This window comes from Vibrio casei (assembly GCF_002218025.2).
GTDB lineage: Bacteria > Pseudomonadota > Gammaproteobacteria > Enterobacterales > Vibrionaceae > Vibrio > Vibrio casei.
This window is the reverse complement of sequence record NZ_AP018680.1, coordinates 2,629,396-2,649,804: the sequence shown is the minus strand read 5'-3', so window position 1 is coordinate 2,649,804 and position 20,409 is coordinate 2,629,396. Positions and strand designations below refer to the sequence as shown.

At 40.6% G+C, this 20,409-nt stretch carries 14 protein-coding genes, 6 tRNA genes and 2 rRNA genes; 15 read left to right on the top strand and 7 right to left on the bottom strand.

What is annotated here, in order from left to right:
* Positions 1-87 precede the first annotated feature (87 nt).
* The 3 genes from rrf (VCASEI_RS12390) (at position 88) to rrf (VCASEI_RS12380) (ending at position 513) form a co-directional block, all read left to right on the top strand.
* Positions 88-203 (top strand): 5S ribosomal RNA (gene rrf / locus VCASEI_RS12390).
* Between the two features lie 70 nt (positions 204-273).
* Positions 274-350 (top strand) — tRNA-Thr (locus tag VCASEI_RS12385).
* 47 nt (positions 351-397) lie between these two features.
* Positions 398-513: ribosomal RNA gene (gene rrf, locus VCASEI_RS12380) — 5S ribosomal RNA — on the top strand.
* 41 nt (positions 514-554) lie between these two features.
* Here rrf (VCASEI_RS12380) and ilvY read toward each other — a convergent pair.
* Positions 555-1,445: an HTH-type transcriptional activator IlvY gene (ilvY, locus tag VCASEI_RS12375; protein WP_086960474.1), complete on the bottom strand. Its 891-nt coding sequence runs from the start codon at positions 1,443-1,445 to the stop codon at positions 555-557.
* 163 nt (positions 1,446-1,608) lie between these two features.
* Here ilvY and ilvC point away from each other — a divergent pair, with 163 nt between their 5' ends.
* Positions 1,609-3,093: a ketol-acid reductoisomerase gene (gene ilvC, locus VCASEI_RS12370; RefSeq protein ID WP_089110600.1), complete on the top strand. Its 1,485-nt coding sequence runs from the start codon at positions 1,609-1,611 to the stop codon at positions 3,091-3,093.
* Positions 3,094-3,262: 169 nt separating this feature from the next.
* Here ilvC and ubiK read toward each other — a convergent pair whose 3' ends face one another.
* The 4 genes from ubiK to VCASEI_RS12350 all read right to left on the bottom strand — a co-directional run bounded on the left by ubiK (position 3,263) and on the right by VCASEI_RS12350 (position 8,499).
* Complete coding sequence (gene ubiK, locus VCASEI_RS12365) at positions 3,263-3,517, bottom strand: ubiquinone biosynthesis accessory factor UbiK (protein ID WP_086960472.1); 255 nt, start codon at positions 3,515-3,517, stop codon at positions 3,263-3,265.
* Between the two features lie 135 nt (positions 3,518-3,652).
* Positions 3,653-6,733: a multidrug efflux RND transporter permease subunit gene (locus VCASEI_RS12360; RefSeq protein ID WP_086960471.1), complete on the bottom strand. Its 3,081-nt coding sequence runs from the start codon at positions 6,731-6,733 to the stop codon at positions 3,653-3,655.
* 11 nt (positions 6,734-6,744) lie between these two features.
* Positions 6,745-7,851, bottom strand: coding sequence for an efflux RND transporter periplasmic adaptor subunit (locus tag VCASEI_RS12355; protein WP_086960470.1), 1,107 nt, complete (start codon positions 7,849-7,851; stop codon positions 6,745-6,747).
* An 18-nt stretch (positions 7,852-7,869) separates the two neighbouring features.
* Positions 7,870-8,499, bottom strand: a complete 630-nt coding sequence (locus tag VCASEI_RS12350) for a TetR/AcrR family transcriptional regulator (protein ID WP_086960469.1) — start codon at positions 8,497-8,499, stop codon at positions 7,870-7,872.
* Between the two features lie 103 nt (positions 8,500-8,602).
* Here VCASEI_RS12350 and rep point away from each other — a divergent pair, with 103 nt between their 5' ends.
* Positions 8,603-10,624 (top strand): DNA helicase Rep, encoded by a 2,022-nt coding sequence (gene rep, locus VCASEI_RS12345; RefSeq protein ID WP_089110601.1) that lies wholly within the window; start codon positions 8,603-8,605, stop codon positions 10,622-10,624.
* Positions 10,625-10,702: 78 nt separating this feature from the next.
* Here the strand turns inward: rep and VCASEI_RS12340 are convergent, their stop codons facing one another.
* On the bottom strand, positions 10,703-11,116 hold the full coding sequence (locus VCASEI_RS12340; protein ID WP_086960467.1) for a c-type cytochrome: 414 nt from the start codon (positions 11,114-11,116) through the stop codon (positions 10,703-10,705).
* A 288-nt stretch (positions 11,117-11,404) separates the two neighbouring features.
* Between VCASEI_RS12340 and VCASEI_RS12335 the strand changes: the two genes are divergently transcribed.
* From VCASEI_RS12335 to VCASEI_RS12290, 10 genes are all read left to right on the top strand, one after another.
* A tRNA-Arg gene (locus VCASEI_RS12335) sits at positions 11,405-11,481 on the top strand.
* Positions 11,482-11,525: 44 nt separating this feature from the next.
* Positions 11,526-11,601: transfer RNA gene (locus tag VCASEI_RS12330), tRNA-His, on the top strand.
* Positions 11,602-11,697: 96 nt separating this feature from the next.
* Positions 11,698-11,774 (top strand) — tRNA-Pro (locus VCASEI_RS12325).
* A gap of 38 nt (positions 11,775-11,812) precedes the next feature.
* Positions 11,813-11,888: transfer RNA gene (locus VCASEI_RS12320), tRNA-His, on the top strand.
* A 197-nt stretch (positions 11,889-12,085) separates the two neighbouring features.
* A tRNA-Pro gene (locus VCASEI_RS12315) sits at positions 12,086-12,162 on the top strand.
* 405 nt (positions 12,163-12,567) lie between these two features.
* Entirely contained in the window at positions 12,568-14,283 is a 1,716-nt protein-coding gene (locus tag VCASEI_RS12310; protein ID WP_086960466.1) for a dipeptide ABC transporter ATP-binding protein, read from the top strand.
* Between the two features lie 128 nt (positions 14,284-14,411).
* Positions 14,412-15,965 carry an ABC transporter substrate-binding protein gene (locus tag VCASEI_RS12305; protein ID WP_089110602.1) on the top strand — a complete coding sequence of 518 codons (1,554 nt, stop codon included), beginning with the start codon at positions 14,412-14,414 and terminating at the stop codon, positions 15,963-15,965.
* A gap of 168 nt (positions 15,966-16,133) precedes the next feature.
* The gene (locus tag VCASEI_RS12300; RefSeq protein WP_089110603.1) at positions 16,134-17,117 is read left to right on the top strand and encodes an ABC transporter permease; all 984 of its coding nucleotides are present in this window, start codon (positions 16,134-16,136) and stop codon (positions 17,115-17,117) included.
* Positions 17,118-17,119: 2 nt separating this feature from the next.
* On the top strand, positions 17,120-18,064 hold the full coding sequence (locus VCASEI_RS12295) for an ABC transporter permease (protein ID WP_086960463.1): 945 nt from the start codon (positions 17,120-17,122) through the stop codon (positions 18,062-18,064).
* A 125-nt stretch (positions 18,065-18,189) separates the two neighbouring features.
* Positions 18,190-19,170, top strand: a complete 981-nt coding sequence (locus VCASEI_RS12290) for a Gfo/Idh/MocA family protein (RefSeq protein WP_089110604.1) — start codon at positions 18,190-18,192, stop codon at positions 19,168-19,170.
* A 102-nt stretch (positions 19,171-19,272) separates the two neighbouring features.
* Here the strand turns inward: VCASEI_RS12290 and VCASEI_RS12285 are convergent, their stop codons facing one another.
* Positions 19,273-20,370 carry a hypothetical protein gene (locus VCASEI_RS12285; protein WP_086960461.1) on the bottom strand — a complete coding sequence of 366 codons (1,098 nt, stop codon included), beginning with the start codon at positions 20,368-20,370 and terminating at the stop codon, positions 19,273-19,275.
* Positions 20,371-20,409 lie beyond the last annotated feature (39 nt).

Sequence of the window (20,409 nt, the reverse complement as noted above, 5' to 3'; positions counted from 1 at the left end):
AGATATATAAGACATGCTTGAATGAGTGTGAGAACGAACAGCTTTCCGAATTAAGTTAAACGCTTTTGCGTTTAACCAAAGAATTTGCTTGGCGACCATAGCGCTTTGGACCCACCTGATTCCATGCCGAACTCAGAAGTGAAACGAAGTAGCGCCGATGGTAGTGTGGGGTTTCCCCATGTGAGAGTAGGACATCGCCAGGCTTAATTTTGAAAGAGCCCGTGCTAAACGGGCTTTTTTATGTTCGAAGCAAAATTATTGCTGAGAATATATGCTGATATAGCTCAGCCCGGTAGAGCGCACCCTTGGTAAGGGTGAGGTCCCCAGTTCGAGTCTGGGTATCAGCACCATTATTTAGCATTATAACGGCATCATCAAATTAGCCGTAACAGTTTTGCTTAGCGACAATAGCACTTTGGACCCACCTGATTCCATGCCGAACTCAGAAGTGAAACGAAGTAGCGCCGATGGTAGTGTGGGGTTTCCCCATGTGAGAGTAGGACATTGCTAGGCTTATATTTTAAGGCCTCCCAACATTGGGAGGCCTTTTTCGTTTAAGCTTTAATAAATTTATTTTGCGATACTTGCCATAATGCTTTTATCAACGGATTTTGTAGTTGAGACCGTTGACAACAAATCCCTAATTTAAAAGATTTAATAGGTGCAACTTTCAAGCGTTGAATTTTATCTTTAACCGGACTGTTATTGATCACTACATCAGGTGCAATCCCTACACCTAAGCCTAGTGCCACCATACTGACGACACCTTCATGGCCTGATGTTTGAGCGTAAATATTAGGCTTAAATTTCATATCTCTAAACCAAGTATTGCTTCTATCTCGAGCTGTACCGGCTTCAGGGATGATAAAAGGGATTTGAGTCCAATCTGGCGTTTCTTTTTGTAACTCTGAAGTAAAGCTACTATGAGCATTTGGAGCGATAACTGATAGCGGAATTTCACCTATAGTCTCAAATTTTAATCGAGCAGGTAGCTGCGCAGGTAAAGCACTTATTACAATATCTGCTTCATTATGTAATAGTTTATCAATGGCTTTTGCTGGATCTCCTGTAGATAGTTTAAGCTCGATTTTTGGATAGGCTAGTCGGAAGTCTGTCAAAATTTCAGGTAAATGACTGAAGCTTGCTGTTACTGAGCAAAACAGCCGAATCTCACCACTTAATTGTTGTTTATTACCTTGAATGCTATGACAAAATTCTCTCCATTGCTGAGTCATCTTGGTTGCAATTGGAAGGAGTTTCTTTCCAGCTTCCGTTAACTCAACACTTCGGTTATCTCTAACCAGCAGTGACTGTCCGACCTCTTCTTCTAACTTTTGGATCTGCCTACTTAAAGCGGACGGACTAATATGCATCGCGGATGCCGTCTTACTGAAGTTTTGACTACTGCATAGATGGACAAATAAGTGAAGGCTTCTAATATTCATTGTGATCCTATTAACGTTATTGCATTTTTCGCAATGATTACTTGTGAATATATCACTTTGAGCAATTTGATTCGTGTTTTAATATCAGTTTATCGAGTAACATCATGATTACATCTACGCTTACTCATTTTTATGGATTAATTAAAAACAGGATTTTTAGATTATGGCTAACTATTTCAATACCTTGAATCTACGTGAGCAATTAGACCAACTTGGTCGATGTCGCTTTATGGACCGTGAAGAATTTTCTCAAGAAGCTGATTACTTAAAAGGTAAGAAAGTCGTAATCGTGGGTTGTGGTGCTCAAGGCCTTAACCAAGGCTTAAATATGCGTGATTCCGGTCTAAATGTATCTTATGCGCTTCGTCAGGATGCAATTGATGAGCAGCGCCAATCATTTAAAAATGCTAAAGATAACGGCTTCGATGTAGCGAGTTATGAAGAACTTATTCCTCAAGCGGATCTTGTGGTAAACCTAACTCCAGACAAGCAGCACACTAATGTTGTAGATACAGTTATGCCGCTGATGAAGCAAGGTGCGGCATTAGGTTATTCACATGGTTTCAATATTGTTGAAGAAGGCATGCAAATTCGTAAAGATATCACCGTTGTGATGGTTGCGCCTAAATGTCCAGGAACAGAAGTGCGTGAAGAATATAAGCGTGGCTTTGGTGTGCCAACCTTAATAGCAGTGCACCCTGAAAATGATCCTCAAGGTGATGGTTTAGAAATTGCCAAAGCATGGGCGGCAGCAACAGGGGGCCACCGTGCTGGTGTTCTAGAGTCATCTTTTGTTGCTGAAGTTAAATCTGATCTCATGGGTGAACAAACGATTCTTTGTGGCATGCTACAAGCTGGCTCTATCGTTTGTTATGAAAAAATGATCGCCGATGGTATCGATGCTGGTTACGCAGGTAAATTACTACAATTTGGTTGGGAAACGATTACAGAAGCATTGAAGTTTGGTGGTGTGACTCACATGATGGACCGCCTTTCTAATCCAGCTAAAGTAAAAGCATTCGAACTCTCTGAAGAGCTTAAAGATTTAATGCGTCCACTATATAACAAACACATGGACGACATCATCTGTGGTGAGTTCTCACGCACTATGATGGCAGACTGGGCTAATGATGATAAAAACCTATTTGGTTGGCGTGAAGAGACTGGCCAAACTGCATTTGAAAATTACCCAGAGTCCGATGTTGAGATCACGGAGCAAGAATACTTTGATAACGGTATTTTGATGGTAGCAATGGTTCGAGCTGGAGTTGAGCTTGCATTTGAAGCGATGACTGCATCTGGCATTATTGATGAGTCAGCTTATTATGAATCTCTACATGAACTTCCATTGATTGCGAATACTGTTGCGCGTAAGCGTCTATATGAAATGAACGTGGTTATTTCTGATACGGCTGAATATGGCAACTACCTATTTGCTAATGTAGCAACGCCACTTCTTCGTGAAAAATTTATGCCTAATGTTGGTACTGATGTTATTGGTAAAGGCTTGAAAGAAGAAAGTAATCAAGTTGATAATGGTCAATTGATCGAAATTAATGATGCACTTCGTAACCATCCGGTTGAGTGGATTGGTCAAGAGTTACGTGGGTATATGAAGGATATGAAACGCATTGCCGTTGGAGGCTAAATTTCTTTGTGATAGTGGGACATTCGTTGTCGTAAATACTTATTTGCTCGCGCAAACTCCGTATTTTCTCCTAGAATATCCCATCAATCACTTCGAAATTCTGTTCTAGATAAAACAAAAAGGCTTGCCTATTAACGGGCAAGCCTTTTGTTTTTGTTGGGCTACTAATTTATTTTTTTTCGCTTAATTTACTTTCTAAGTCAGCCAGTTTTGCTTCAAGGTCATTCAGTTTTTGACGGGTACGCAGCAGAACTTGGGTTTGTACATCAAACTCTTCACGTGAAACCACATCTAACTTGTTGAGTTGTCCTTGGATCACTTGGCGAACTTTTTGATCAACGTCGGAACCAAGGTTTTTTACTGGTTGAGGCATTGATTCGTGAATTTGTTTGGCAATTTGCTCAATTTTCTTAGCATCAAACATCGGGTTAGCTCCTAAATAGTATTACTTTATTTTATTCAAATATGGTCGAAATGTCTCGGTTAGTTATCGATAAATATAATAAAGGCCACCAATATGGCAGCCTTTTTTATGCTAAATCGATATTTAGATTTAGATTTAGTTTTTTGGTTCTTCTATTGCAGGAACACTTTCATCAAACTCTGGTAATGGCTTGTGCACACTTGCTAAATAACTATAAATAACTGGCAATACAAATAGAGTAAAGATAGTCCCTATTGCAAGGCCTGAAACAATAACAATACCTATACTAAAACGTTGAGCGGCACCTGCTCCACTGGCGTATAGCAATGGAATCAAACCTGCGATCATGGCAGCAGTAGTCATTAGTATTGGACGTAATCGTATTTTTGCCGACTCCATAACGGCTTCCATACGTGATTTTCCATGATGCAGTTGCTCTTCTTTGGCTACTTCACAAATCAGGATACCGTGCTTAGTAATAAGGCCAACTAAGGTGATTAACCCGACTTGAGAGTATATGTTCATAGTTGCAGCGCCCCAAGCTAAAGCAATTAATGCACCACAAATCGCAAGAGGAACGGAAACCATAATAACCAGTGGATCACGAATTGACTCAAATTGGATCGCTAGCACTAAAAATATAATGGCTAATGCAAGAGCAAAAGTACCATATAAAGCACTGCCTTCGGTTACAAATTGGCGAGCTTCACCAAGATAATCGTGGTTATAACCAAGCGGTAATTTAGTCTCTGCAATATTCTCGAACCAATCAACGGCCTGACCCATTGATGCAGTTGGTGCTGGAACTGCCCCAATCGTTGCAGAATTCAACTGATTTAAGTGAGGGAGAGTTCGAGGTTCTGCAATTACATCAATGGAGACTAATCCACTTAAAGAGATAGCCTCACCACTATCTGAGCGTACATAATAATCATTCATGGATTCAGGATTTAAACGATATTTACGTTCAACTTGAGGAATAACTTCATATGAACGGCCATTAAGATCAATACGGTTTACATAACCATCTGACATCATTGTTCCTAAAGTGACGGCAATATCTTGCATGGTAACGCCGTAAGCTCCAGCTTTATCCTTATCAATATTGATCTTCATAGTGGCAGAATCATAGTTAAGATCTAAGTTTGAATAAACAAACAATGGACTCTTACTTGTTTCAACTAAAACATCGCTCGCGATTTGGAATAAACTTTCAAAGCTATTGGGTGTGGTTATCACAAATTGCATTGGTAAGCCTGAACCCGCCCCCGGAAGCTCGGGCATTTGGAAGGCGGTAACCGCCATTCCTGGGATATCTTTTACCAATGTACCAACACGATTGGTCACCTCTGACTGACTAGCTTCACGCTCACTCCAAGGCTTCATTGATGCAATACCAAAAGCTTGATTAGATGCTGGAATGCCTGTAAATACCTGAGCATATTGAATCTCAGGTTGCTCCGTTAAGACCTCATTGACGTCATTCATAGTGTTTTGTAAGTAATCTAGGTTGGCATTAGATTGACCAGTACCGATCAAAACGACAACACCTTTATCCTCAGATGGAGCTAATTCACTAGGGATAAATTTAAACAGTAAAGGCAAACTTGCAAATACAATGATAGCAAATACGATAAAGACAGGACGATGCTTCATAACGGCATGTAACATTCGATCATAACGGTTGGTCATGCGGTCAAGTATATTATGCACAGCCGTTTCAAATCGGCTTGGCTTAACATGTTCTTTGAGCATTTTTGAACACATCATCGGTGATAGTGTTAATGCAACAATACCAGACACGAATACCGCACCAGCTAAGGTTAAAGCAAACTCTTTGAAGAGTGAGCCGGTGATCCCACCCATCAAGGCTATGGGCGCATATACGGCACCTAACGTTACTGTCATTGCGATTACGGGTAACGCTATTTCACGAGTACCAATAATGGCCGCCCGAAATGGTGTTTCGCCGAGTTTTATATGCCGGTCAACGTTCTCAAGGACAACAATCGCATCATCTACCACCAAACCGATAGCCAAAACCATCGCCAATAGTGTCATTAAGTTCCAAGAAAAACCCATCATTTGCATGACCATTGCAACACCGATAAGCGATAATGGAATAGTAATGATAGGAATTATAACCGCACGGAATGACCCTAAGAATAAGGTAATTACGATGAGTACAATTAACGCCGCTTCTAAAATAGTATGAATTACTTCATTGATAGATTCATTAATTGCGACGGTTGAATCATACATTACCCGCATAGTGATATTGCTAGGAAGGTTCTTTTCTAGTTCAGGTAAAAGTTCTAGGACATCATGTGCAATATTGATGGGGTTAGCGGTTGGTGTCGCATCAATGGCGGCAACAACAGCCTCGTTACCATTGGCGGTTGCACGGTAAGTATCGTGGCTTTTCGCTAATGTTACTTTGGCAATATCACTTAAACGAACGACATGTCCTTTGTCTGATTTAACTATAAGCTTTTCAAGTTCTTCAGTATCTTTTACTTGTGTGTTTGCACTACCATTATAAAGAACAAATTCACCAGTTGATTGACCCGCAGCTGATTGATAGTTATTGCTATTTAAGATCGACATAACATCTGTAGCTGTTAAGTCGAATGCTGCCATTTTGGCCGGATCAAGCCAAATACGCAAAGCGTATTGTAAGCCACCATATAGATTAACTTTAGATACACCATTTACTGTAAATAGCTGAGGATTGATAACACGCTCAAGGTAATCGGTGATTTGACTTGAAGATAGTTCATCAGAAGTAAAGCCAATATAAAGTACCGATGTGGTTGAGCCGGTAGACATTGTTACCGTGGGATCTTCAGCTTCTTTTGGCAGTTGAGAGCGAACAGAGTTCGTCTGAGCTAAAATATCAGCCAAGGCTCCATTGGGATCAGTATTAAGCTTCATATTAACGGTAATGGTTGAAGAACCTAAAACCGAAGAAGAGGTCATGTAATCAATGTTGTCAGCTTGTGCGATAGCTTGCTCCAAAGGCTGAGTAATAAAGCCTTGAATTAAGTTAGCACTTGCTCCGTAATAGCTTGTAGTTACGGTAACAACAGTATTCGTCATTTCAGGGTATTCACGTACTGACATCTTGAAAATTGCCTGGAAACCAAGCAATGCAATCAATAAGCTAATGGATACCGCTAAAACTGGACGTTTAATAAAAACATCAGTAAAGCGCATGGTGCCTCCAGTTACAGCATAGGGGTAGTTTCTGGAGGTGTTGTTGCATCACTCTCCACAACTTTAACTTTTGAGTTATTGCTCAAACGAACTTGACCAGATGTTATGATCGTTTGTCCATCTTCAATTCCTTTTAGAATATGGGCAATGCTGCCCTTACGTTCACCAACTTTAACAACTTGTTGTTTTACACGCTTTACACCATCTTTCTCTTCTATCACATAAATACTATCGCCGTATAATGTGTAAGTAATGGCAGTTTGAGGAACAATAATTTGATCTTTTAGCGTAGGCATAATAATGCTTGCACGAGCGAACATACCGCTGCGTAACTGGCCATCATTATTTGGAATGTCGGCTTGAACTTGGATCAAACCACTTTGGGCATTGACGGCTGGTTCAATCGCACTGATTTTCCCTTCAAACGTTTTACCAGGATAGGAATCAGCAAGAATATTGATCTGTTGATCAACATGGATTTTGGATATGTCTGTTTGAGGCACAGTAAAACGCAGACGCATAATACTGGTGTCTTCCAACCTAACTACTTTATCACCCGTGGCTAAATACTGACCTAAAAATACATTGCGTAAGCCTACTATACCGTCAAAAGGTGCAGTAATAGTGCGTCGTTCAATCGAGGCTTTGCTACTCTCAATATCGGCTGATAAAGAGTAATAGTCGGCTTGTGCATTATCATAAGATTCTTGAGAAATTGAACCTTTTGAATACAAACCTTTGTAACGTAAAAACTTCGCTTTTGCGGCAGGTAGTTTTGCTTGAGAGCTTTTCAGTTCAGCAATTTCTACTTTTGAATCAACTTGGACGAGTACTTGGCCTTTTTTAACCTGATTGCCAGACTCGAAATCAATTTTTTCGATTTGACCGCTGTCTTGAGCCATTAAAGTGACACCTTGGTTTGGTTCAACAAAACCAATTGCATTAATGGTTGGCACCCAGTCTTGCGGCGAGACTTGTACAATCGTAACTGGAAATTCAGGTTCAGGCATATTTGCCATATATTCTGCGATTTTTTTCTGCTTAAACATGTTGAAACCAATGACGCTGCCAAAAAGCAACACAGCGATTAGTAGCATGAAGAAAGTCCACTTTTTCATTCTGTTTTGAACTCCAAATTAATGTTGAATAACGGCATCCCAGCTAGCATCAATAGCTGCCTCTAATGCTGATTCGGTGACAATATAGCAGCCAAGAGCGTGTTTTCTAGCAAGTGCTAGACTAACATCTAAACTCAAACTAACTAATAAGTGATTATCAAGCGGTTTAAATATACCAAGGGCCTTACCTTCATTAAACAACGCTTCAATTTTGTAAAACATTTTACGTTCAAGTTCTAAATTACGAGTACCGGCTATTGGTAAAGACTCGTATTGAATCCGGTTTAAAATCATATCCACTTCAGACTGAGTTGAAGTGAATGTGGAAACATTTTTCCAAATCAATACAAATCTTTCTTTTAAAGACATGTGGTCTTCAACGCCATGTTGTACCATATGGGCAATTCGTTGAAGTACATGCATTCGAACTGCTTCCATCAAATCATTTTTATCTTGGAAGTAGCGGTATATAGTCCCTGCAGCCACTCCAGCTTCTTGGGCGAGTTTAGACATTGATAATCCTTGGAAACCTTTTTGAGCGATTAGGTGCTCAGCGGTATCAAGAATAAGCTGTCTTTTATCCAAGTTTGAATTGTCTTTTAAGTTGACCATATTAAGAAAGACTATCGTGAATGAACGTTCATTCATTATGAGCCTGACTTTATAATTCTCCAACTTAATTCATCAGTATTATTATTTTGTTACATATGTGCAATGTGGCAATACGAACAATAGAAATGTTGAGATCATAATGAAGTTAAATCCAAGGCAAGATGAAGCCGTAAAATTCGTGTCTGGTCCTTGCCTTGTTTTGGCTGGGGCAGGCTCTGGCAAGACGCGTGTGATTACCAATAAAATGGCTTACCTTGTTCAACAGTGTGGTTATAAGGCTCGCCATATTGCAGCTGTAACTTTTACGAATAAAGCGGCTCGAGAGATGAAAGAGCGAGTTGGACAGACTTTAGGTAAAGCTGAATCCCGAGGCTTGATGGTGTCGACGTTTCACACTCTTGGTTTGAATATTATTCGCCGTGAATATAAATCGTTGGGTTTGAAAGCAGGATTTTCTCTTTTTGACGATCAAGACCAACTAGCCTTGCTCAAAGAGCTCACTGAAGAGCAATTAGACGGTGATAAAGATTTATTACGCCAGTTGCTAAGTTGTATTTCAAACTGGAAAAACGACATGTTAACTCCATATCAAGCAGTTGAACTGGCTCAGTCTGAACAAGATCATGTATTTGCACTTTGTTTTGACATGTATCAAAAACAAATGAAAGCATATAATGCGCTAGATTTTGATGATTTGATTGCTATGCCCGTTTTATTGCTTCGTACTAATCAAGAAGTACGTGAGCGTTGGCAGTCGAGAATTCGTTATTTGCTGGTGGATGAATATCAAGATACCAATACAAGTCAGTACGAACTTGTACGCTTAATTGTGGGTGAAAGAGGGCGCTTGACGGTTGTAGGGGATGACGATCAGTCCATTTATTCTTGGCGAGGTGCTAAACCTCAAAATTTGGTGTTGTTAAGCCAAGATTATCCAAGTCTAAAAGTGATTAAGCTTGAGCAAAATTATCGCTCAACTAGTCGAATTTTACGATGCGCTAATATTTTGATTGCGAATAATCCCCATGTATTTGAAAAAACGCTATTCTCTGAAATTCCCGATGGAGAAAAGCTTAAATTGCTTACTGCAAAAAATGAAGATCACGAAGCCGAGAGAATAACTGGGGAAATTATTGCTCATAAGTTTCTAAACCGTACGGATTATAAGCACTACGCTATTTTGTATCGAGGTAATCATCAATCTCGTTTGATTGAAAAATCACTGATGCAAAATAGAGTGCCGTATAAAATCTCTGGTGGTACTTCATTTTTCGCTCGAGCAGAAATTAAAGACATCATGGCTTACTTAAGAGTATTGGTGAATCCTGACGATGATAATGCTTTTTTACGCATAGTGAACACCCCAAAACGTGAAATTGGACCTGTAACCTTAGAGAAGCTTGGTTGTTATGCCAATATGCGCGGTAAGAGTTTATTTGAAGCCAGTTTTGAATTAGGTTTGGAGCAACATCTTTCAGGTAGAGGACTTGAATCCTTGCGTCGATTTACTTCTTGGATTGTGCAGATTTCAGATAATGCTGAGCGAGGCAATACAGTTGAAGCTGTTCGATCGTTAGTCCGTGATATTCATTATGAAGATTGGTTATATGAAACGTCACCAAGTCCCAAAGCGGCCGAAATGAGAATGAAAAATGTCTCGGACCTGTATTCTTGGATCACGGCAGATTTAGAGGGTGATAATTATGACCAAGAGGTGAAAACTTTAAAAGAGGTAGTGCAAAGATTAACGTTGCGAGACATGATGGAACGCGGCGAAGGTGATGATGATGCTGATCAAGTTCAATTGATGACATTGCATGCGTCAAAAGGCCTTGAATTTCGTTATGTTTTTTTGATGGGAGCTGAAGAAGGTATCTTGCCACATCAAACCAGTATTGATGAAGATAATGTCGAAGAAGAACGCCGTTTAATGTACGTAGGCATTACACGAGCTCAAAAAGAACTCACCTTTACCATGTGTCGTGAGCGTCGCCAATATGGTGAATTACTGAAACCCACACAAAGCCGTTTTTTAGATGAACTACCGTTTGATGATGTGGAGTGGGAATTACAGAAAAAATCAGAAAGCCCCGAAGAAAGAATGGAAAAAGGGCAAGCTCATATTGCGAATCTAAGAGCGGCTATGTTTAAGAATAAATAGAAAAATTACTCATGAAATAAAGCCCCAATATATTTATCGGGGCTTTATTACTTTGAGACAATGGTTTGCTAAATCAAATTACAAACCTGCGGCCATGTGTTCGATAGCGGCTTTGATTTCGTCATCAGAACAATCCATGCAAGTTCCTTTAGGTGGCATGGCATTGAATCCTTCGATAGCATGCTTGATTAAAGTTGCTTCTCCTTGAGCGATACGAGGAGCCCAATCACCAGCGTTATCTTTTTTAGGAGCCCCACTGACTCCGGTACCGTGACAAGCAATGCAGAACGTTCCATATACGGTAGCGCCATCTCTTGGTCCAGTTGGTTCTGCTGATACAGGTTCACTACCCGCGAGGTAAACATCACCAACAGGCTTGATACGCTCAGCTATGGCTGAATGTTCACTATCACTTATTCCTGAAGCAAAAGCGAACGATGAAAAGGTTAATGTTGCAGTTAATATCATTAAGGTCTGGCGAATCATATCCATAAACTCACTATATGCTTAGGTAAATATAAAGCGTAATGACTCAGAAGAGCCTGTTTATCTTAAAGAGTTGATAAATCAATAGTTATAAAATTGTAAATAGGACGTGATTATATCCTTTTAATATGTAGCCATAAACCATAAGATCTCTGTGACATGGTTTTCGTCACATCCTAATTGTGTTAATTTAAGCTCAATTGATGAAAAACGCATCAAACAGTAAAAAAAGTTCAAAAAACACTAGACGACATACAGTGATGTACGTATTATTCCACTCCGCCGATAGGGCATGCGCCCGTAGCTCAGCTGGATAGAGCGTTGCCCTCCGGAGGCAAAGGTCGAAGGTTCGAATCCTTTCGGGCGTACCATCTCTGGAATGCTTTTGAAAGGGATTATCGGTAAAGAAACATTGGTGGCTGTAGCTCAGTTGGTAGAGTCCCGGATTGTGATTCCGGTTGTCGCGGGTTCAAGCCCCGTCAGCCACCCCATATTAAGGTAACGATACGTTTCCTGTTTTGATTAAGTCGAAACAAAATGCTTAGGTTAGTTACCCAGCTAACATCAAATAAGCAAATAGAAAATTTCGGTGAATAGCGCAGCTTGGTAGCGCATCTGGTTTGGGACCAGAGGGTCGGGGGTTCGAATCCCTCTTCACCGACCATATTTTAAAGCCTCACACAGAGTGAGGCTTTAACTTTGGTGGCTATAGCTCAGTTGGTAGAGTCCCGGATTGTGATTCCGGTTGTCGCGGGTTCAAGCCCCGTTAGCCACCCCATATAAAGGTAACGATATGTCTCCTGTTTTGATCAAATTCGAAACGAAATGCTTAAGTTAGTTAACTATCTAGCATCAAATAAGCAATAAAGAAATACGGATGATAGCTCAGCTTTTATAGCGCATCTCCGGCTTTTGGAAATAGCGGAACCAGAGGGCGACCCTCTGTACGATAATCTAAAAGTAAACAAAAAATCTCGGTGAATAGCGCAGCTTGGTAGCGCATCTGGTTTGGGACCAGAGGGTCGGGGGTTCGAATCCCTCTTCACCGACCACTTTTAAAAGCTCTGCAGAAATGTAGAGCTTTTTTTATTTATCCTGTCTTTCACCGAGAAACAACACTTACCCGCTCTCTTTATTGCTCTACAAATAACAATCTCACTAGTCTAATAAAAAATAATGACAAATCTATCTTGTTCGGTTTTTAACCATACTCACAATAATAAAGTTTGATTAGTTATACTAATGTTAATCAATTGTTCTTTTTGTTAGTGTTGAAGCCAATTTTTATACTGTAGCAATTGCTTTTTTTTTCTTTTTTTGCCAAATTGGTTCCACTTATGTGTGCTTGTTGAGCATGAGATTGAATGGAATCATTGATATTGGCCTGCTGGAATGGCAGTGATAACCAATATTTTTAAGACAGGGCAGAAAACTGTCACAGCAGTAGAGGTCTGGTAATGCCACTTTTAGAAGTAAGAGATCTTCGGATTGAATATCCGTCGCGACATGGTGTACATGCCGCAGTGAAATCTTTGTCATTTAGTATTGAGCGTGGAGAAATCGTTGGTGTTGTTGGCGAATCTGGCGCAGGTAAATCAACGGTTGGTAATGCAGTTATTGATTTATTAAGTCCTCCAGGGCGAATTGCTGGTGGTGAGGTCTTTCTCGATGATGAGAAAATTTCAGGGTTAACTGCAGAACAAATGCGCTCAGTACGTGGCTCGAAAATTGGATTCATCTTTCAAGATCCAATGACGTCTTTGAACCCTCTTTTTACGGTTGAGCATCAACTTACCGAAACGATTCATGCTAATATGAACGTTTCTGACCAAGAAGCTTATGATCGTGCATTGTCCTTAATGAATCAAGTTGGGATTCCTCAGCCTGAAAATCGATTGAAACAATACCCTCACCAGTTTTCTGGTGGCATGCGTCAACGTGTGGTAATTGCCATTGCGCTTGCAGGTGAACCTGATTTGATCATTGCTGATGAACCGACCACAGCATTAGATGTTTCGATTCAAGATCAGATCTTGACGCTTATTCGTGAGTTATGTATTAAGAATAATGTAGGTTGCATGTTAGTTACTCACGATATGGGTGTGGTTTCGAATGTGACTGATAAAATCGCCGTTATGTATCGCGGTGATTTAGTTGAGTTTGGTGAAACAGCGAAAGTGTTAGGTACGCCTGAACATCCATATACTCACAGTTTAATTTCTGCAGTACCGCGTTCAGATAAAAAGTTCGACCGTTTTCCCTTGGTCAGTTATATCGAAGAAGCGCATGAGCTTGAGCCGTTGGATGTCAAAAATCATTGGCTTGGTCAAAGCCAAGATCAGCGTGACTATACGGGTCCACTATTGAACGTAGAGAATGTCAGCCTTCGCTTTACCACCAAGGATTCTTTTTTTGAGTCTCGTCGTGAATATGTGCAAGCATCAAACAATGTAAGCTTTCAAGTTAACGAAGGTGAAACCTTTGGTTTAGTCGGTGAGTCAGGTTCAGGTAAATCGACCATTGCGCGTGTTATTGCAGGATTGTACGCACCAAATGAAGGCAAAGTCACTTTTGAAGGCATTGATTTAACCGCGATTAAATCTGAGCGTGAACGTCGTCCGTTTAGACGCCAGATGCAAATGGTATTTCAAAATCCTTATACGTCAATGAATCCTCGTATGAAGGTGTTTGATATTATTGCCGAACCGATTCGTTTCCATAAATTAACTCGCAATGAGGCCGAAACCCGCCAGATCGTACATGACCTTTTAGATCACGTTGGTTTAGGGCGTATGGCTGGAGTTAAGTACCCACATGAATTCTCAGGTGGTCAGCGTCAGCGTATCTCTATTGCTCGTGCATTAGCGACTCGTCCACGGCTATTAATTTGTGATGAACCTACTTCAGCGCTCGATGTGTCGGTTCAGGCACAGATCTTGAATCTATTAAAAGATCTACAAGATGAATTAAATCTTACTATGCTGTTTATCAGTCACGATTTGCCGGTTATTCGTCAGATGTGCGATCGCATTGGTGTGATGAAAATGGGAGAGTTACTGGAAGTGTCTCCGACGGAACAATTATTTACCAGCCCCCAACATGCTTATAGTAAACAGCTAATTTCTTTAATGCCTGAATTTACGGGCCTTAGAGAAGAGGCAAAAATAGCGTAATAATTATCTAATTTAGAAGAAGTACACAGAGTCACAGATGCAAATACAACCGCTTATTATCGTTAAGTTAATGAATAAGCAATATAACAATAGATAGGGAGATTAATCCCGCATGAAGGAGTTATGCAATGAAAATTATGAAGACCAAACTGGCTATCGCGTTGATGGCTGCTGGCCTAAGCTTTAATGCACTTGCTGCTGATATTACCGTTGCTTATGATGCCGATCCAGTATCACTTGATCCACAAGAGCAACTATCTGGTGGCACACTTCAACTATCCCACATGGTGTTTGATCCTCTTGTTCGTTATACCCAAAAATTAGAGTTTGAAGCACGTTTAGCCGAGAAATGGGAACGTATTGATGATGAAACAATGCGTTTTCATTTACGTAAAGGCGTGAAGTTTCATTCTGGTAATACCATGATGGCAGATGATGTGGTTTGGACTTTCCATCGTTTACAAAACTCACCAGATTTTAAAGGTATTTTCACACCGTTTACGGATGTCGTTAAGGTTGATGATTACACTATTGATGTTAAAACCGAAAAAGGTTTTCCATTAGTATTGCAAACAGCGACCTACATTTTCCCAATGGACAGTAAGTTCTATTCTGGCAAAGATGAAAATGGTAACGACAAAGGTGCGATTGTTAAACATGGTAATTCATACGCTTCAACTCACCTTTCAGGGACAGGGCCATTTATTGTTACTTCTCGTGAGCAAGGCGTAAAAGTTGAATTTGAACGCTTTAAAGATTACTGGGATAAAAATTCAAAAGGTAATGTTGATCATTTAACACTGAAACCCATTAAAGAAAATGCCACTCGTGTTGCAGCTCTTCTCTCTGGTGGTGTTGATATGATTGCGCCGGTTGCACCCAATGATCAAGCTCGAGTGAAAGAGAATAAAGGTACAACATTAGTTACTTTACCAGGTACTCGTATTATTTCTTTCCAGATGAACCAAGACAGTAACCCAGCGTTAAAAGACAAACGTGTTCGTCAAGCGATCGTTTATGCCATTAATAACGAAGGTATTGCTAAGCGTATTATGAAAGGTTTTGCGACGGCTGCTGGTCAACAAAGCCCTGAAGGTTATGCTGGTTACAATCCTGATCTAAAACCTCGTTATGATCTTGCTAAAGCAAAAGAGCTGATGAAAGAAGCCGGTTATGAGAAAGGTCTGAGCTTGACCATGATCGCGCCAAATAACCGTTATGTAAACGATGCAAAAATTGCACAAGCTGCCGCCGCGATGCTGTCTAAAATTGGTATCAAAGTTGATCTAAAAACCATGCCAAAAGCCCAATACTGGCCTGAGTTTGATAAATGTTCAGCAGACTTGTTGATGATCGGTTGGCACTCAGACACAGAAGATTCAGCGAACTTAACTGAATTCTTAACCATGACGCGTGATGAAAAGACAGGTAAAGGCCAATACAACTGTGGTCATTACTCAAACCCAGAAGTGGATGGTTTGATTGCCAAAGCGAACGTAGAAACTGATCCAAAAACACGTGCTCAAGAGCTGCAAAAAGTTGAGAAGATCTTATACGATGACGCGGCGTTTGTTCCTCTGCATTGGGAAAACCTAGCGTGGGGCGCGAAATCTAATGTGGATATCGCCCCGATTGTTAACGGTATGAACTTCCCATACTTTGGTGACTTAGTGGTTAAGTAAAAGTAACAGAGTGATTTGTTACGACAGTGCTTTTAAAGGTTAAAGGCATAAATATTGGCCGTATCCTTTTCGATATGTGAAAGGCGATACGGCCAAATTGAATTAGCTGGCATTGCTGAAATACAAGTGCGATGTTCAGTATTTATATCGAATTTTAAGGGGCAAGAAATGTTTACGTTTCTGGTCAAGCGCCTGTTTCAGGCACTGATAGTGATGTTTGTGATCAGTTTGGTTGCGTTTTCCATACAGGATAACCTAGGTGACCCGTTGCGTGAGTTAGTGGGGCAGTCTGTCTCTCAAGCTGAGCGTGATCATATGCGTGAAGAGATGGGATTGAATGATCCATTCCCAGTTAAATACCATCGTTTTGTTGTGAATGCGCTTCATGGCGATCTTGGTACATCTTACTTTTTTAAGAAACCCGCAGTCGATATTATTCTTGAAAAGCTTGTTGCGACATTAGAGTTGGTGTTTGGCGCAGCGTTAATTATCGTCTTCTTATCGATCCCGCTTGGGGTATATTCGGCCATCAATCCCAAAAGCTTTTTTACCAAATTGATTATGGCGTTCAGTAGTATTGGCATATCAATTCCGGTGTTCTTAACCGCGATTTTATTGATGTATGTTTTTTCAATTGAGCTTGGCTGGTTGCCTTCTTATGGTCGAGGCGAAACTGTTAATGTACTTGGTAGTGGTTGGCATTCAGGTTTATTTACACTTGATGGGTTAGCCCATTTGGCTTTGCCTTGTATTTCTTTAGCCTCGATTATGCTGCCATTATTTATTCGCCTAGTACGCTCTGAAATGTTGGAAGTATTAAGCTCGGAGTATGTGAAGTTTTGTAAAGCGAAAGGCTTGTCACTCAATAAAATCTACTACCAACATGCACTAAAAAATACTATGTTGCCGGTACTAACCGTTGGTGGTGTTCAAATTGGTACCATGGTGGCGTACACCATTTTGACTGAAACGGTCTTCCAATGGCCAGGCACTGGCTTTTTGTTCCTTGAGGCGATTAACCGTGTCGATACGCCATTGATTACTGCCTATGTTATTTTCGTCGGTTTAATCTTTGTGGTCACTAACACTATCGTCGATTTACTTTATGGTTTGGTTAACCCTACCGTCAATATTACTGGAAAAGGAGCGTAATCATGACGACGAATAATACGACAGCCGCTCCAACTCGTTGGCAGCGCTTCACTGAATCGGACTTTTTGTATTATTTTAAACGCGATAAAGTGGCGATGTTCAGTTTTGCTGTGTTCCTTACATTCTTTATCGCGGCGTTGTTATCACCATGGATTGCACCGACCAATCCATATGATTTGACCTCGATTGATATTATGAATTCTGAGCTACCGCCGTCTTGGATGGATGGAGGTGATACGGCTTTTTGGCTTGGTACTGATGACCAAGGCCGTGATATTTTCTCGACCATTTTATATGGCTCGCGTTTGTCATTAATGATTGGCTTTTGTGCAGTAGCACTGCAGTTATTTTTAGGTATCATTATTGGTTTGTCTGCGGGTTATTTTGGTGGACGTATTGATAGCTTCTTAATGCGTTTTGCCGATGTTCAGTTATCATTTTCTACTATGATGGTGGCGATCATTGTCTCGGCGATTTTCAAGGCTAGTTTTGGTGGTGAGTTCTACGGTGAATATGCCGTTCTTATGCTAATCGTGATCATTGGGATTGCTGAATGGCCGCAATACGCACGTACTATTCGTGCTTCTGTATTGGCTGAAAAGAAAAAAGAGTATGTTGAAGCGGCGCGCGTGATGGGGTTCCGTTCACCGCGTATTATGTTTCGTCATATTCTGCCTAACTGCCTGTCACCAATCTTAGTGATTTCAACGGTTCAAATAGCCAATGCCATTATGTCAGAAGCTGCTCTATCTTTCTTAGGCTTAGGCCTACCGGTTGATCAACCATCACTGGGCTCATTGATTAGTATTGGTTTCAACTACATTTTCTCTGGTTCTTGGTGGATCACTGCCTTCCCTGGCATCGTATTAGTTACTATTGTGTTAGTGATTAACTTGCTGGGTGATTGGCTACGAGATGTGTTTAATCCTAAACTTTATAAAGGGTAAAACAGGCTATTATCAGTTGGGAAACTTAAGTATGATGAAAACCGCTAAGTGAATGCTTGGCGGTTTTTTTTATTTTTTTGAATATGAATTTTATCCGAATAAAACGGATAAACATTGGGGTAAGTATGTTACGTCTAGCAATAATTGGCACCAACTGGATCACAGAGCGCTTTGTTCAAGCAGCATTGGAAGTCAACGAGTTTGAATTAACTGCAGTGTATTCTCGCGATACTGAGCGTGCCCAAGCATTTGCGGCGCCATTCAACACTCAAGCAATATCCTTTACTGATCTAGAATCAATGGCGAAGAGTGATGCCTTTGATGCGGTGTATATCGCGAGCCCAAACTCTCTGCATTATGAGCAAAGTGTACTTATGCTCAATCATGGAAAGCATGTGATTTGTGAAAAACCCGTCGCTTCGAATATCACTCAAGCTGAACACATGTATCAAGTTGCAGAGCACCACAACGTTGTATTATTTGAAGCATTTAAAACTGAATATTTACCAAACTTTTCCTTAATTAGTAAGAATTTAGATAAAATTGGCAAAGTGCATAAAGTTTTTATTAATTATTGCCAGTATTCCTCTCGTTATCAGAAATATTTGAATGGAGAAAACCCAAACACATTTAATCCTGCTTTTTCAAATGGTTCGATTATGGATATTGGTTTTTATTGTGTATCCAGCGCGGTGGCATTATTTGGCGAGCCGGAAAGCATTAAAGCGAGTGCCCACTTACTTGAATCGGGCGTGGATGCACATGGCAGCGCGATTTTGGCTTATCCTGATGTTGAAGTGATCATTTGCCACTCTAAAGTTTCGGAATCTATTTTACCGACGGAAATACAAGGTGAAGAGGGTGTCATGCTTATCCCTCATATTTCAGAATGTGATCACGTTGTGGTGAAACTTCGTGGCGAAGAGGCTGTGACGTATCAAGTACCACAAGTCGACAATACTATGGCGTATGAAGCGCAGTTTTTTGCTGATCAAATTAAACAGGGTAAGCTATGTCAAAAAGCCAAAGCGCGTGCCTTAGGGGTTTCACGTGTAATAACTGAAATTCGTAAGCAAACCGGAGTGGTATTTCCTGCCGATAAGTAAGGCATGTATTCCGGTGTTATCACCGTTAGTTGGTGATGAAGGCGAGCAATAGAGCCCATTTATCGGGCTCTATTAATTTAAAGGTAGTGAAGGGGATTGCAATTAAAAGCGACCATTAACCATCAATATTAATTGTCGGCGATCGCCCACAACTCCCGTATATTCCATTGCTGCGGATAAATGTTTATTGACGGTTAAGTTAAGGCCCATTATTCCCGCCCATTTATCCGCATTTTCTTGATGTACGCTAAAAGCAATAGTATGTGGTGCATCATAATCTTGGGTAGCGGTCATTTCTTCTAGGTTAAATCCACCAGTAATAGTCTGGTCAATATCCATGTAACTGGCACCAGTATACAAAGCCAAATCAATACCATGATTCAGTTCGAAGCTATAACCGACTCGTGGTTGGATATTCAGTGTGCCACCGCTTACATGCGTTTTTTTCATATCGGTTTGCGTGTAAGCAATCGGCATGGTGTAAAACCAGTCGCCGCTTGCACCTGCTAACATGGCTCCAAAAGTATAATTATAACCTTCTACTTCTGCCTCTGCGTTAAGTCGCCAAGGTTCTCCATTAAATAGATCGGGCGGTGTATCTGGCAATAGGGCGTTTCCAGCTTTGCATTTTAAAGGGTTTTTAGCGCAATAAGCATTAATGCCGTTATTGATTGCATTGGTCACAGGATCGCTAGTGACCACACTGCCCTTGGGCATGCTCATTTCAATATCGATGGTGCCTTTAATTCGTCCAACTGTTGCAAATACATTTAAAAAAGGCAGTACCCAAGCATCAATTTTTATTTGTGGGGTATTGGTTTTAGTTCGAAATTTATCAAATGAAATAAAGTCAATTTTTGTATTAGCTGGGCCACCATAGCCCACTTTCATATTGCTAAGGAGTTGATCTTGTTCAACATGAGCAAATAAAAAGCTGATACCAAAAGGAAGAGGTAAATCGTAGCCATTGTATATTGCTACTTGGGCCCCTAAAGGTAGCACTCGATCCCATACTTTATCACTGTGTGTTTGGTTTAAGGGATCTGGAGCGGAAGATAGCGATGATGCTGACTGCTGCTCTGGAACTGTATGGGATTCAGCGGCTTGTGATTGTAAAGATATGCCAGCAGCAATAAAGGTCATTGAAAGAATAAGACTGAAGCGAGAACTTAAAGTGAAGTGGTGGAAAAATGTAGGCATAGAAGGATATCCGTATAATTTCTATTATTATCCATATAT